Annotated in this window: 13 protein-coding genes; 4 read left to right on the forward strand and 9 right to left on the reverse strand. The window is 43.2% G+C overall.

Annotation, left to right across the window (positions count from 1 at the left end):
- Window positions 1-21 precede the first annotated feature (21 nt).
- Window positions 22-1011, reverse strand: a complete 990-nt coding sequence (locus tag VQ048_RS06660; protein ID WP_327610909.1) for a YihY/virulence factor BrkB family protein — start codon at window positions 1009-1011, stop codon at window positions 22-24.
- Between the two features lie 30 nt (window positions 1012-1041).
- On the opposite strand from VQ048_RS06660, the gene VQ048_RS06665 reads away from it, so the two are divergent.
- Window positions 1042-1515 carry a 23S rRNA (pseudouridine(1915)-N(3))-methyltransferase RlmH gene (locus VQ048_RS06665; protein WP_327610910.1) on the forward strand — a complete coding sequence of 158 codons (474 nt, stop codon included), beginning with the start codon at window positions 1042-1044 and terminating at the stop codon, window positions 1513-1515.
- A gap of 13 nt (window positions 1516-1528) precedes the next feature.
- Here VQ048_RS06665 and VQ048_RS06670 read toward each other — a convergent pair whose 3' ends face one another.
- The 4 genes from VQ048_RS06670 to VQ048_RS06685 form a co-directional block, all read right to left on the reverse strand.
- Window positions 1529-2089 (reverse strand): phosphatase PAP2 family protein, encoded by a 561-nt coding sequence (locus tag VQ048_RS06670; protein WP_327610911.1) that lies wholly within the window; start codon window positions 2087-2089, stop codon window positions 1529-1531.
- A gap of 5 nt (window positions 2090-2094) precedes the next feature.
- Entirely contained in the window at window positions 2095-2445 is a 351-nt protein-coding gene (locus VQ048_RS06675) for a Sec-independent protein translocase subunit TatA/TatB (RefSeq protein WP_327610912.1), read from the reverse strand.
- 69 nt (window positions 2446-2514) lie between these two features.
- Window positions 2515-2937, reverse strand: a complete 423-nt coding sequence (locus tag VQ048_RS06680; RefSeq protein ID WP_327610913.1) for a DUF2752 domain-containing protein — start codon at window positions 2935-2937, stop codon at window positions 2515-2517.
- An 83-nt stretch (window positions 2938-3020) separates the two neighbouring features.
- Window positions 3021-3218, reverse strand: a complete 198-nt coding sequence (locus VQ048_RS06685) for a CD225/dispanin family protein (protein ID WP_327610914.1) — start codon at window positions 3216-3218, stop codon at window positions 3021-3023.
- Between the two features lie 195 nt (window positions 3219-3413).
- Here VQ048_RS06685 and VQ048_RS06690 point away from each other — a divergent pair, with 195 nt between their 5' ends.
- Window positions 3414-4298 (forward strand): CE1 family esterase, encoded by an 885-nt coding sequence (locus tag VQ048_RS06690; protein WP_327610915.1) that lies wholly within the window; start codon window positions 3414-3416, stop codon window positions 4296-4298.
- A 231-nt stretch (window positions 4299-4529) separates the two neighbouring features.
- On the opposite strand, the gene VQ048_RS06695 is transcribed toward VQ048_RS06690, so the two are convergent.
- The 3 genes from VQ048_RS06695 to proS form a co-directional block, all read right to left on the reverse strand.
- Complete coding sequence (locus VQ048_RS06695) at window positions 4530-5789, reverse strand: hypothetical protein (protein ID WP_327610916.1); 1260 nt, start codon at window positions 5787-5789, stop codon at window positions 4530-4532.
- Window positions 5790-6117: 328 nt separating this feature from the next.
- Window positions 6118-7380 (reverse strand): DUF937 domain-containing protein, encoded by a 1263-nt coding sequence (locus VQ048_RS06700; protein WP_327610917.1) that lies wholly within the window; start codon window positions 7378-7380, stop codon window positions 6118-6120.
- Window positions 7381-7483: 103 nt separating this feature from the next.
- The gene (gene proS / locus VQ048_RS06705; protein ID WP_327610918.1) at window positions 7484-8959 is read right to left on the reverse strand and encodes a proline--tRNA ligase; all 1476 of its coding nucleotides are present in this window, start codon (window positions 8957-8959) and stop codon (window positions 7484-7486) included.
- Between the two features lie 160 nt (window positions 8960-9119).
- On the opposite strand from proS, the gene VQ048_RS06710 reads away from it, so the two are divergent.
- Both VQ048_RS06710 and VQ048_RS06715 read left to right on the forward strand, forming a co-directional pair.
- Window positions 9120-10154 (forward strand): prolyl-tRNA synthetase, encoded by a 1035-nt coding sequence (locus VQ048_RS06710; RefSeq protein WP_327610919.1) that lies wholly within the window; start codon window positions 9120-9122, stop codon window positions 10152-10154.
- A gap of 71 nt (window positions 10155-10225) precedes the next feature.
- The gene (locus VQ048_RS06715; RefSeq protein ID WP_327610920.1) at window positions 10226-11635 is read left to right on the forward strand and encodes an OmpP1/FadL family transporter; all 1410 of its coding nucleotides are present in this window, start codon (window positions 10226-10228) and stop codon (window positions 11633-11635) included.
- A gap of 210 nt (window positions 11636-11845) precedes the next feature.
- Here the strand turns inward: VQ048_RS06715 and VQ048_RS06720 are convergent, their stop codons facing one another.
- Entirely contained in the window at window positions 11846-12409 is a 564-nt protein-coding gene (locus VQ048_RS06720; protein WP_327610921.1) for a hypothetical protein, read from the reverse strand.
- Window positions 12410-12454: the final 45 nt, after the last annotated feature.

Raw genomic sequence — 12454 nt, forward strand, 5'->3', positions numbered from 1 at the left:
ACAAGTGTTTAAACCGTTCACTCATTCTTCGAGGGGAGCGCCATCGGTTCGCTCACCCTCTTTTTTTTCGGCCTCGGAAGCCTCTAAAAGTTGCTTTTGCCTTTCGGAATAAAGTTTCTCCATCCGAACCCGGCGAATCGCCAAATTCAATTCACTACCGAAAAGAAGCAGATACACATTGACATTCACCCAAACCATAAGCAAAATCATTGAGCCAATAGAGCCGTAAAGCACATTGTAACGTGCAAAATTCTTAACATAAATCGCAAACCCGTAAGTCGTCAAAAAAAACAAAACGGAAGTTAAAACCGCTCCGGGAACCGCTTGTTTAAACTTGGTAATCTTTACCGTCCCAACCCAGTAAAATAGAGTAAGAAGTAAAAAGTAAAATAACGGAAAAGAAATAAACCCAATCATTTTACTCAGATTATTAACAAACCATGAAATATTATAACTCGGCGTAAACAACTTCAGAACCACCTCCACGTAATAAATCCCAAACAAAGCCAATAGTACGACACTGACAAAACCTATCGTTACAAAAAAAGCCACGATAAACTCCTTCACATCACTGAGCTTCTCCTCACTATTTTCATTGAATCCATCAATGAGCGCAAACGTCCCATTCGTGGCAAAGAGAAGCGCCAAGACAATGGTCACATTACTCAAAGTAGACGTATTGGGAATAATGTTATCCTGAATATAGGTGATGACGTCACTCTCTATTTTTCCCGGAAAAATATTATGCATCAACACCTCAAAAATATAAAACTGCAACTTGTCGTAATGAGGCAAAAAAGGCAAAATAGATAATAAAAAAAGAATGAAAGGAAAAAGGGAAAAAACGAAGTTCCAAGAAATCGCCGCCGCCTTGCGCCCAATCTGCCCCTTAAAAATCCCCTGAATGTAAATTTGAAACATTTTGTAAAGCGAAATCCCCAAAAACGGAAGATGAATTCCGTCCAAAAAACGGTAGAGTTTTTTTATGAATATAGGTGTTTTTACCGCCATTGAAGTATCTTTGCCGCACAAAGATAAGAAATGCGCATTAATTTACTCTGCATCGGAAAAACCGACGACCGCGAAATACGAACCCTGCTGGCTTATTACACCAGCCGTCTTCCCCGCCATTGGAACTTTGAAATCATCGAAATTCCCGACGTAAAAAATGCCAAAAATCTAACCCCTGAACTCCTGAAAAAAGAAGAAGCCAAATTATTTCAAAACCACCTCGATTCTGGCGACATGGTAATTCTTTTAGATGAGAAAGGCAAGCAATACAGCAGTAGAGATTTTGCCCAAAAGCTCGACCATTGGATGAATCACTCCGTAAAAAAAATCACTTTTCTAATCGGGGGCGCCTACGGTTTTGCCGAAGAAATTCATCACCGGGGAAATGAAAAAATCGCCCTTTCCAAAATGACATTCACCCATCAAATGGTAAGACTTTTCATCGTGGAGCAACTCTACCGTGCCGATCAAATCCTTCAGGGCAAACCCTATCACAACGATTAAACAAAAGAAAAAATCAAGCGCCGGTCTTACGAATGGTATTAAGCGCCAAAGTGGAGAAAAAACCACCCAAAAGTACCCCCACGGTTGTGCCGAAAAACACATCCAAAGGAAAATGCACCCCCAAATAAATCCGACTGTAAGAAACCACCGCCGCCCAAAGAAAAAGAAGGCTCCCCATCCCTCGAACACGACGGTATAGCATCCTAGCAACAAACATCGCAACAAAAAACGTATTGGAAGCATGCGCCGAATAAAACCCATAAGAGCCTCCACAGCGCACCTTTCGCATTACTCCTTCCAAAAGCGGATCATGGCAGGGACGAAGCCTGGCAATACCATCCTTAAAGATTCCCGAAATCTGATCGGACGCAGCCACCCCCAACCCAATGAAGATAACAACATAAAATAAAGCCTTGCGCGAATAATTTTTGTAAATCAAATACAGCAAAATCACATAAAGCGGAATCCAGATCCACTTATCGGAAACCATAATCCAAAAATTATCAAAAGGCTCACTCCCCAAACGGTTGAGCCAAAGAAAAAGCGAACGGTCTTCTCGTATGATTTCGTCCATGAAATTTAACGGCTCACCGGCCCTTCGTATTGTTCGTCCTCGGAAGGCTTCAATGAGGGTTTGGAGGATGCATCGGTAAGTTCAACCGATTTTTTTATTTCCTGAAGTTCTTTGTTTATATCCGCAACCGGATTATATTCTTTTGCAGCCTCTTTTACCTTTTCGATTTCTTTTTTTATTTCGGAAACCGGATTATCGGCTTCCTTCATGATTTCGGTTTTTATATCTTCCATCGCTCCACGCATTTTCCGAACGCCCGAACCCAAATCACGGGCAATCTGAGGCAGTTTATCGGGTCCGAAAAACAGTACAATGGCCAACGCAATCACGACCATTTCCATAAAACCTAATTCCATCGCGCTAAATTACAAAGTTTTTTTGATTAATTCGTTTCTTACTTCCAAAAGTTCATACTCTGAAAAAACTCATAAAGCACCTAAGGGAGGCCTAAGCCAATCCAAAAAAGCAAAAGGCAAGTTACGAGCCACAAAATAAATGCAGATAATGAAAAATAAACCGCGAAGAAACCAAGGACGAGTAAACAAGCCAATCCCCCACCGTTTCCCCGTAGCCCACTCGTAAAACCATTGCGCCACCAATACCAGCAAAAAAGGAAGAGACGTCACCAAAAAAGGGTTATATCGAAAGGCCTTGAAAAATTCCCCATGGAGCATGTAATGCACCGCTCTTTGGGAACCGCACCCCGGACAATAGATTTTCAGAATACTTCTTGTGGGGCAAGAAGGAAAATACCCGCCCCCGGAAGCCGGGTTATAGTGATAGTACACGTAACCCAACACCCCGAAAACGGGTATTAAAAGCGCAATCGTTGCTCTTTTACTAAGCATTTGCTGCCACAGCAGTAAAGGTAATTATCGCGTACAAAATACTCAAAACTAAGCCGGCAATAGCACCGTAAATACTCCATTTTTTAGCTTGCTCGGGAAGCAATAGCTCCTGCTTTGTCTCCTGCATTCCACTTGGAATTAACTTCAGTAGCTTTGATGATAGCGTAAATTCCCATAGGAGGACAACACAAAATCGTCGACAAAATCGCATAAACCAAGTTATTGTTCGGCGGCATTTCGTTAAAATTCGCTCCGGTGTTTTGAGTCGTGTTATTTTCCATAATTGTGTAATTTATTTAACTCAACAAATATACAAAATCGAACTTCATTCGTGAAAATAAAAATATAAAAAAATAATTTTATCTCATTCTAACCAAACGAAGTATCATTTTCTCTCCCCCGAAAATTCAACAGTCCATCTCGATAATCTTTTTCGAATATTTTCATTATCTTTGTTGGTGATGACAAGCACAATAATGAAAAAACAACTTTTACTATTTCTTGCCTCCCCGGCATTGGTATTAGCTCAACTGACTCCCGGGCTTCAGAGTTACACAATAGGCGATCGTGCCTATGACGTCACTACCCCTACGGATTATGACAGCTCCAAAGAGTATCCTATTGTCTTCGAATTGCATTCGTTCAACGAAGACAAAACGCAAATGCACGATCAAAACGTTATTAATGAACAACAATACATTTCCGTACGCCCTGAAGGAAAAAGTATTTTGGGCTATCGGGTATGGAATGCTTGGACCGTTACTAAAACAATGGGATTCGGAGATGATGTCCCCTATATCACCTCGGTTTACAACGATGTGAAGACCAAAACAGGAAGCTCGTTCAACGCTTCAAAAGTATACATCTACGGCTTTAGTAACGGCGGAGCCATGGCCATGAAAATGGTTGAAGAAACCGACTTGTTCAAGGCCGCAGTAATTCGTTCAATGAGTTTTGAAAAAGGGCACGAAATCCCTTCCTCCGCCTCGAAAATCCCGATGATTTTCATTCATGGCACCAATGACGAAACCGTACCTTATCAAGGAGGCAAAGGCCAATACGCCAGCCTCATCTCCCCCGATTTCGAATCCGTAAAAACCACCGTAAATAAGTGGGCCGTTTATTCCGGACTAACCCAACCCGTAGAAATCAAGTACCTGAAAAACAGTTCAACCTTATCGGATAAAGATTTCTATTTCCGTGAATACTCCAATGCCTCTGTCCCTATTTATTTCTTTGTGATTGACGGTGGAGTGCACGCTACGGATCAACAATTTTCCAACAGCAACATTAAAAGAGCAATGATTAAATTAGCTCAGAACCCTAAATGCTACGGCATCTACCGGGAAAACTGCAAATAATTCTGAGTATTTTCAAAAACCAAAATCGTGCTTTTTCAATGGAAGGCACGATTTTTTTTGCCTCTATCCCACTACAAAACCTTCCTTTCTCTACACTCCAACCATAACTGTAATTCCATCTACCGTTGCAACAAACTTTAAGCCTTAAAAAAGCCTCTCATTCTACGCCTTTTTTTCTCAATAAAAAAGACTGCCCAAAAGGCAGTCTTTCAAAAGAAAAAAAACAATTTATTAGAAGCTAAGCGCAAACTCCATTGCCAAACCATTGAACGAAGGTTTGTTACCTACATCAACTCCGTTTGAAACACTAATCGTCTCAGGCTTAAATCCTTTGGCTTGCTGGTAAACATATTCCCCTTTCAGTAGAATATTTTTGGTTACAAAGGCGCCAAACCCGGCTTGCAAACGACCCACGCTTCCAGTATTATCCTCCGTCCACAACTTGTTGTAGTGGATATTGCTATATCTTGCCGCAAGATAAAACTTGTTTGGAGCCAAATAATGTTGAGCTGCAAACGTGTAATAATCCCATTTTTCATCCCCCTTAGGAAGAGTCAAACCTCCACTTGGAACAACGTTAGGCCCTAAACTACTCCCCTGACCATAATAAGCCGAAATTTTAGTACTGGAAGACGGCGTCCAAAGTCCGTTAATCTCCCAAGACGTCAGTTTTTTACCAATTCCCGGACGAACCTGCCCCGGACCTTCGCCATTTCCGGTATTATCGTTATTAAGATTCCATATTCCTCCGTAAGGCGACCCGAGTCTTTCGCGACGGAAAAGGTTAGCACCACGGCTCACCTGACCGTGATTGACCGTATAGAGCGAGCCCGAAAAATACAGCTGTTCCAAAGCAGAGAACCAAGCCTTAGTATGGAACGACCAGCTTCGTCCGCCTCCAAAATCCTGCTCAGGAGCTCCAATACCCGTACCGGCCATCACCCCATAATTTTTGGCATTATGAATAATCTCAATCCCTGGCTCGTTACCGAAAGGAGCAACCACAGGGTTTCCAATTAAAGGATTTCGGTGAGTGTCCGCATTAATAGTCATGGTATGAAGATGCTCTCCATAATCAATATAGAAATTACCCGCTTTGATATCAACATATTTAAGAACCGGATTAAGCGCCGTTAAAAAAGAGTTTCCAGGAATTCTTCGGATATACATATAACCGTTATTCACCCAGGTTTGGCTCGGATGACGTTGCGTAGCCAACAAGATATCCATAAAAATATCAATATCGTTATCACCGAGCGACAAATTAAATTCTAAGTTCGCAAAAGAAGTCTGCATCCCTTCTGCTGTTTTGACAGGCGTTTTCCATTCACCCGAATTGTCCCAAATCCTGACGTTATTTTGGCTGAGATACTGAAGCCGTCCAACAGAATGGATGCCGATATCCAATTTCACAGAATCGGACTCTGCCACAACAATTCCTTTTCGTTTAAACTCGGGTTTTTGAGCCGACAAACCTGCTGCCATTAACATAGTTAGCATGACAGAAAAAAATCTTCTGTTTATCATATCAATTACATTAAGGTTTTAAATAATACTTATCACAAGTTTTAACTAAATACTGAATTAACGTTAATTGATTTTAGCTATTTCAAAGATATTAGGAATAATTCCATCAAAAAATGAGCAATATCACGAATAAAAAATTTACAGCCTGATATTTATCAACCCTCTTGAATAAACAATCAAAATTATAGTCCGTTCAAAAAACAAAAAAGGCTACCCTTTAAAAAGGTAGCCTCCTCTATCACTTGAAAGGGCTTTTTTTACCCTCTTGCATTTTTCACAAAAAACAAAGAAATTATTTCACAAAACGAATAGCTGTCTTCCGATCTGCTTCCCTTTCCTTATCCGTTGCATTCTCATCCACGGTAGCAAATTTTTCACCATAACCTTCTGCTTCGACCACCTGAGAGGTTCCCAAAGCCTTTTTTACCGCATCAGCCCGCTTTTGGGACAAGGTCAAATTCTCTGCATCATTGCCCTTCTTGTCGGTATAAGCTCCCACTTTGATTTTAGCTTCGGGATAAGCCGCAAGGATGGCCTTAAGATTATCCAGTTGGATTTTGGATTCTGCCGTGAGATTGGTCGTCCCAAATTCAAAGTTAAGATTATCAAAATTAAACCATTTGTCTTTCAGCATATTTTCATCGGCATTGGCATAATCCGAAGAACTCAAAAACGAAACAACCTGATCTTCAATCCCGCCTTTGTAAGCCTTAAGCTGTACTCCGTTAGGAAGTTTAAATTCCACATTTTCCCTAACGTTAGAAACTACAGCCGCAGAATCCCCCGCTACCGAAGATGAATCGGCTTTTTCCATGTTGACAGGAGTCTCACAACCTTCCACCCGATTAGCCGCTTGGTATTGCTTCCACAAGTAAAAACCTGCTGCCAATACAAGCGCCAACGGGATAAGCCACTTCCAAATCGACCCTCCCTCCTTGGGAGGAACCGGAGCCGATGCTTCCTTAGTTTTAACCGATGTTTTAGGCGTTTCAGGAGTTGTAACTTTTACATTGGGTAAATCAACCTTAGGAGCCTCCGAACCAAACCAGTGCCCAAGCCCCAACGCGCCCAAAGAAAGCCCCGCAGGCAGTAAACCCGCCAAAGCACCCTTTTGCTGCTGAATTAATCCCGAAATCTCATGATCCCCCATATTGTTTCCTTCCGCATATTTCCCTATCGAGCCCAATGCCGCGCCCGTCACCATATGAAGCAAAGAGCCCGCCGAGGAAGAATTAATCCCCGAGAAACCAGCCACTCCGTTAACTACACTCTCGGTCTTATCCCCAAAAATGGTATTAAGAACCGTAACCACCAAAGGATTATCCTTACTTCCGCCTAAAAGATTGGAAAGCAGACCAGTGGAAGCCGCTCCCTTCACAGCGTTTAAAATAGCCGGCTGATCCGCCTGATTGACCAAGCCACCAAGCACCGCAGGAAGAAAACCACCGATGGCCTTAGCAACTGAAGATTCACTTTCTCCAAATTGAGTTGCGGCTTGCGAAACCAACGCTGGCCCCAACTGTCCTTTAATAAGGTCAATAATATTTACTGACATAGATTTATTTTTTTAGTTAGTTCTCTATCTCTATCAAAAATTAATCCAAACCCCAAGGAGTCTGGATTAATCTTTAATGACAAAACATATTTTATTAGTAGCATTAGTAAGCCTTGGCAAAAATGACCCTGCGTTTGGACGGCTTACCCGATATCAATGAAAGACCTTCCTCTTCTTCCGCATCCAAAGGAATACAGCGGATTGTCGCCTTAGTTTCTTGTTTTATTTGCTCTTCCTCTTCCGCCGTACCGTCCCAGTGCGCTGAAATAAATCCGCCTTTTTCCTCTAATACCTTCTTAAATTCTTCGTAAGAATCAACTTTGGTAATATTGGCCTGACGGAACGCTAATGCTTTCGCATAAATGGCCTCTTGGATGGATTTAAGTAAATTTTCCACGTAATTTTCAATTCCTTCAAGCGGCTGAACCTCTTTCGTTAGCGTATCCCTTCGAGCCACTTCCACCGTACGGTTTTCCAAGTCTCTTGCCCCCATGGCAATACGCACAGGCACCCCTTTCAGTTCGTATTCTGCGAACTTCCATCCGGGTTTGTTTTTATCGTCATTATCGTATTTGACCGAAATGCCTTTTGCTTTTAATTTTTCAACCAAGTCACAAGCCACCTCATCAATCTGCTTCAACTGCTCCTCCCCTTTGAAGATAGGCACTATCACGACTTGTATCGGCGCCAAAGTCGGTGGAAGCACCAAGCCGTAATCATCGGAATGCGCCATGATAAGCGCTCCCATCAATCGGGTAGACACCCCCCAGGAAGTCGCCCAAGCGTACTCCATTTTCCCCTCTTTATTGGTAAATTTCACGTCAAATGCTTCCGCAAAATTTTGCCCCAAGAAGTGAGACGTCCCAGCCTGCAACGCCTTACCGTCCTGCATCATCGCCTCAATACAATACGTTTCTTCTGCCCCTGCAAAACGTTCACTCGGGGTTTTGATGCCCCGAATCACCGGCACCGCCATAAACCGCTCGGCAAAATCAGCATAAACCTCAAGCATTTGCTCGGTTTCGGCCAAAGCTTCCTCTCTTGTGGCATGCGCCGTATGCCCTTCCTGCCACAAAAATTCCGCCGTCCGCAAAAACAAACGCGTTCTCATCTCCCAACGCACCACATTAGCCCACTGGTTGATTAGGATAGGTAAATCCCTATACGATTGAATCCACGTCTTGTAGGTGTTCCAAATAATAGCCTCCGAAGTCGGCCGTACAATCAGCTCCTCCTCCAACTTGGCCTCAGGATCTACAATCAGTTTTTGAGGATTTTCCGGATCGGTTTTCAATCGGTAGTGGGTTACCACCGCACATTCCTTAGCAAAGCCTTCGGCATTCTTCTCCTCGGCCTCGAACAAACTCTTTGGCACAAAAAGCGGAAAATAAGCATTCTGATGCCCCGTTGCCTTAAACATCCGGTCGAGCTCATCCCTCATTTTTTCCCAGATGGCATACCCGTAAGGTTTAATGACCATGCATCCCCTGACGCCTGAGTTTTCTGCCAAATCAGCCTTTACAACCAGTTCGTTGTACCATTTGCTATAATCTTCGCTTCTTGATGTTAATTTTGCCATTATTTGTTTCGTAAACTTAAAATTTAACTTTTATTAACCCTATTCATCTAATTTAAAAAGCGTATTTTTACCCGAAATTGGATGTCCGAAGTTGGTACACTTTTGGCATTGGATGTTTAGATATGCAAATATAGATTAATTTAAAATTTTTCTTACCGTCATGAAAAAAAATATACAGAAAAACCTGATAAAACTGTTGAAATCCAAAGTTGTTTTAACGGTTTCCGGTGGAATGCTTCTATCGTCTTGTGTAATCTATACCGGTGGAGGTTACACCGAAACCGACGGAGTCTACTACGACCCCAATAAAGACGTTTTACCTCAGGTTGAAAGACCTTACTACGGAGCAAATCAAGTGGGAGACGAATATAACTACGACCAAGTGGAGGAAGCCGGCGTGATCGCAAGAAGCGCCCAAAACCAAAGAGATTGGAACAATCGTTACCACAGCGATAACTGGAGAGGTCAAGACGCTACAAGTTCGGATTGGGGAACCTTCAGTGGTTCGGAAACCAACTATTACAACCATGGCTGGGGAATGATGAATCCTTATTGGGGATGGGGTCCCGGATTTGGTTGGGGATGGGGCTCCCGATTCGGCTGGGGCGGTTATTATGGCGCAGGCTTCGGCTGGGGATGGGGTGCAACTTGGGGCTGGAATAGCCCTTGGGGTTGGAATGATCCTTTTTGGGGATTCTATGGCCCACGTTGGGGAATGATGAATCCTTACTGGGGTTGGGGTGGCTTCTACGGAGCCAATTATTGGGGTAACGGCTATTACGGAGTTTATACCCCTTCTAACCGCCTTCTGCGTACACCATCCGTGAGACTAAGCGGCGCAGACGGAAACTACTATAACCGCGCCGCAACCTCTAGAACAGGTCAAACCAACAACGGTGGATTTAGAACGAACAATAACACTTTCTACCAAAGATCCGGAGCAACCTCAGGAGTGCGTAACAATACCCCCTATTCCGGCATGCGTTCTTCCGATCGGACAAGCTCCCCAACCTACCGGGGCATGAATAACAATAGCTACCCTTCCGGAAATAGCGGCGGATTCCGAAGCAGTGGTGACAGCGGCGGGTTCCGAAGCAGCGGAATGAGTGGCGGCGGCTTCAGAGGAGGAGGCTCCTCAGGCGGCGGCGGAATGAGATCCGGCGGTGGCGGTGGAATGAGATCCGGAGGAAGATAACCAAAGGAAAACCCGTTTCGTAAACTATTTTTAATTTATTCGTTTTAATTAAAAGATCATCCTAAGATATCATGTTAAAAAAGACTTTAACCCTACTGACAGTAGGTGCGATTTATTTCGTTCAGGCTCAAGACGTGTCCGTTTTGAGAAATACAGCCGAGGTCTATTCTGGTAGTTCGGTAAACGGTACCGCTAAATACAATGCCATGGCCGGTGCCATGGGCGCCTTGGGAGGCGATGTTTCCACACTTAGCGTAAACCCCGCAGGGATAGGCGTTGCTATTATGAGCGACCTCTCGATTTCCCTAAGCCGAGATCAATTCAAAAATACCGCTACCCTCTACGGCAACGCGTTTGATTATTCGGAAAAGAATTCCAACATGGGGCAAGCAGGTGGTGTAGCCGTATTTAAAATCAATGGAAATACCCCTTGGAAATTCATAAACATCGGTTTCAATTACACCAACCGAAACCTAAACAACTACGTTGAGTCCAGAGACCAAAGCGGAAATACCATAATCGACATGACCGCTACCGAAAGCCTGACCTTTAACCGCCACGCTTACGACCGAACCGGAAGCCTTTCGAGAACCAATATCGGTGTGGGAGCCAACTACGACAATAAAATCTACGTGGGAGCCGGACTGAACGTCCATACGGCACACCTAAACCAAAAGGACCTTGCCGAAATGACCCTTACCAGTACCACCCCTGCACTCAACGGAGTGAGTGATTTTTTCCATAAACAATATACTCCATTTTATGAAGAAGCCACGGGCGTTTCCGCTTCGTTCGGGGTAATCGGAAAAGTAAACAACGAGTTCCGTTTGGGTGCCGCAATCGAAACACCTTCCTGGTGGACCATCGATCGCTCTTACACGTATTACGATCAAAGCGATGATTTACAATACATAGAATCTCGAAAATTCACCTCTCCAACAAAAGCCACTCTGAGTGCCGCTTACGTCCCCAGTAAAAGTTTTGCCGTAAATCTGGATTATACCCTGGGGCTATCCAAACCTAAATTTTCAGGCTTAGCGGACGATGCCCAAAAGGAAATGGATAACTTTTTCAGCAACAATTATAAAAATACGTCCGAAATAAAACTCGGAGCCGAATACCGCATCAAACAATTTCGTGTGAGAGGAGGTTACGCCTATGCCAGCAATCCTTTCGATCAAATAACCTTGTCGGCCTTTACCAATACGGGAGCCACCACTGATTTTTCCTCAGCGAAATGGATTACAGGGGCAAGAAACACAATTGGTTTCGGTTTAGGCTATGATTTCAAAACCTTTTACATTGACGCGGCTTATAACAATATTTCCTCGTCATACAGTAATCCGTTCCTGAGAGGATCGGCAGCATCCAACACAGGATACTACTCCCAAGACTTTTTCTTCACCAATAACACCGCTGTTGTTTCTGAAGTGAAAAAAAGCCTCAATAATCTAACCCTAACTTTTGGCTGGAAATTTTAATCCCCAAAAGACTTTCTTTTTAAAAAGGCTATTTCTTAAGAATAGCCTTTTTTCTATTTTCTATTTCCTCTTTCCTCGATCATCTAGCATTTTATACCATTGAATATCAAATAATTTGTAAATCCATCTATCGTTTTATTTGATTGTGAACGACAAAAAAAGCTGCCCTTTTCAGGACAGCCTTTTCGATAATAATAAAAAGCTTTTCGCTTATTTCCCCAAAGGAATATTGTAGGAGACACCTAGTCCCAAAGATCCGGCGTTATACTTTTGACTGCCAATCTCTCCGTCGGTTCCCGTGAAGACCTTTTGATACTGAAGAGCAACATTCCAGTCGTTGTTATGGTACCCTATTTCCGGCTTAATGTAAAGCCCTCCATCAGGTCTAGCCACCGTCGAATTGGAAGCCACTTTCGCATCTCCCGTAATAAATCCGTACCCCAAATCCGTACCGAAATACAATCCGGTTTTTTTAGGGTAAATCCGAATCAACCCGGCCAAAGGAACAACCCCAAAATCATTATTGGACAATCCGTTATTCTCACTAGCAAAATAATGCGTATAGCCCGTGGCAATACCCAATCCGAATCCCGGAGTTACCAAATTTTGATAAGCCACATCAATCCCGGCAGCAACCGAAGCATTTTCCGAAGGTAAAACCGCTCCCACGTTAGCTCCTACTTTCAACATGTTTTTCATGCTTACATTCTGTGCGCTTACCGTTCCTACGGCTACAAGCCCCAAAGCAAGGGCTGCTTTTTTAAGTGATTTCATAATTTTAAATTTTACTTCTTTTACTGGTTTGAAAAGTGTAAAAAC

It is taken from the genome of Bergeyella anatis, assembly GCF_036016955.1.
GTDB lineage: Bacteria > Bacteroidota > Bacteroidia > Flavobacteriales > Weeksellaceae > JAYWXI01.

Excerpts from the sequence above, each read along its gene's own strand:
- VQ048_RS06660 (WP_327610909.1), bottom strand. The coding sequence starts at position 1,011 with ATGGCGGTAAAAACACCTATATTCATAAAAAAACTCTACCGTTTTTTG.
- VQ048_RS06665 (WP_327610910.1), top strand. The coding sequence starts at position 1,042 with ATGCGCATTAATTTACTCTGCATCGGAAAAACCGACGACCGCGAAATA.
- VQ048_RS06670 (WP_327610911.1), bottom strand. The coding sequence starts at position 2,089 with ATGGACGAAATCATACGAGAAGACCGTTCGCTTTTTCTTTGGCTCAAC.
- VQ048_RS06675 (WP_327610912.1), bottom strand. The coding sequence starts at position 2,445 with ATGGAATTAGGTTTTATGGAAATGGTCGTGATTGCGTTGGCCATTGTA.
- VQ048_RS06680 (WP_327610913.1), bottom strand. The coding sequence starts at position 2,937 with ATGCTTAGTAAAAGAGCAACGATTGCGCTTTTAATACCCGTTTTCGGG.
- VQ048_RS06685 (WP_327610914.1), bottom strand. The coding sequence starts at position 3,218 with ATGGAAAATAACACGACTCAAAACACCGGAGCGAATTTTAACGAAATG.
- VQ048_RS06690 (WP_327610915.1), top strand. The coding sequence starts at position 3,414 with ATGAAAAAACAACTTTTACTATTTCTTGCCTCCCCGGCATTGGTATTA.
- VQ048_RS06695 (WP_327610916.1), bottom strand. The coding sequence starts at position 5,789 with ATGTTAATGGCAGCAGGTTTGTCGGCTCAAAAACCCGAGTTTAAACGA.
- VQ048_RS06700 (WP_327610917.1), bottom strand. The coding sequence starts at position 7,380 with ATGTCAGTAAATATTATTGACCTTATTAAAGGACAGTTGGGGCCAGCG.
- proS (WP_327610918.1), bottom strand. The coding sequence starts at position 8,959 with ATGGCAAAATTAACATCAAGAAGCGAAGATTATAGCAAATGGTACAAC.
- VQ048_RS06710 (WP_327610919.1), top strand. The coding sequence starts at position 9,120 with ATGAAAAAAAATATACAGAAAAACCTGATAAAACTGTTGAAATCCAAA.
- VQ048_RS06715 (WP_327610920.1), top strand. The coding sequence starts at position 10,226 with ATGTTAAAAAAGACTTTAACCCTACTGACAGTAGGTGCGATTTATTTC.
- VQ048_RS06720 (WP_327610921.1), bottom strand. The coding sequence starts at position 12,409 with ATGAAATCACTTAAAAAAGCAGCCCTTGCTTTGGGGCTTGTAGCCGTA.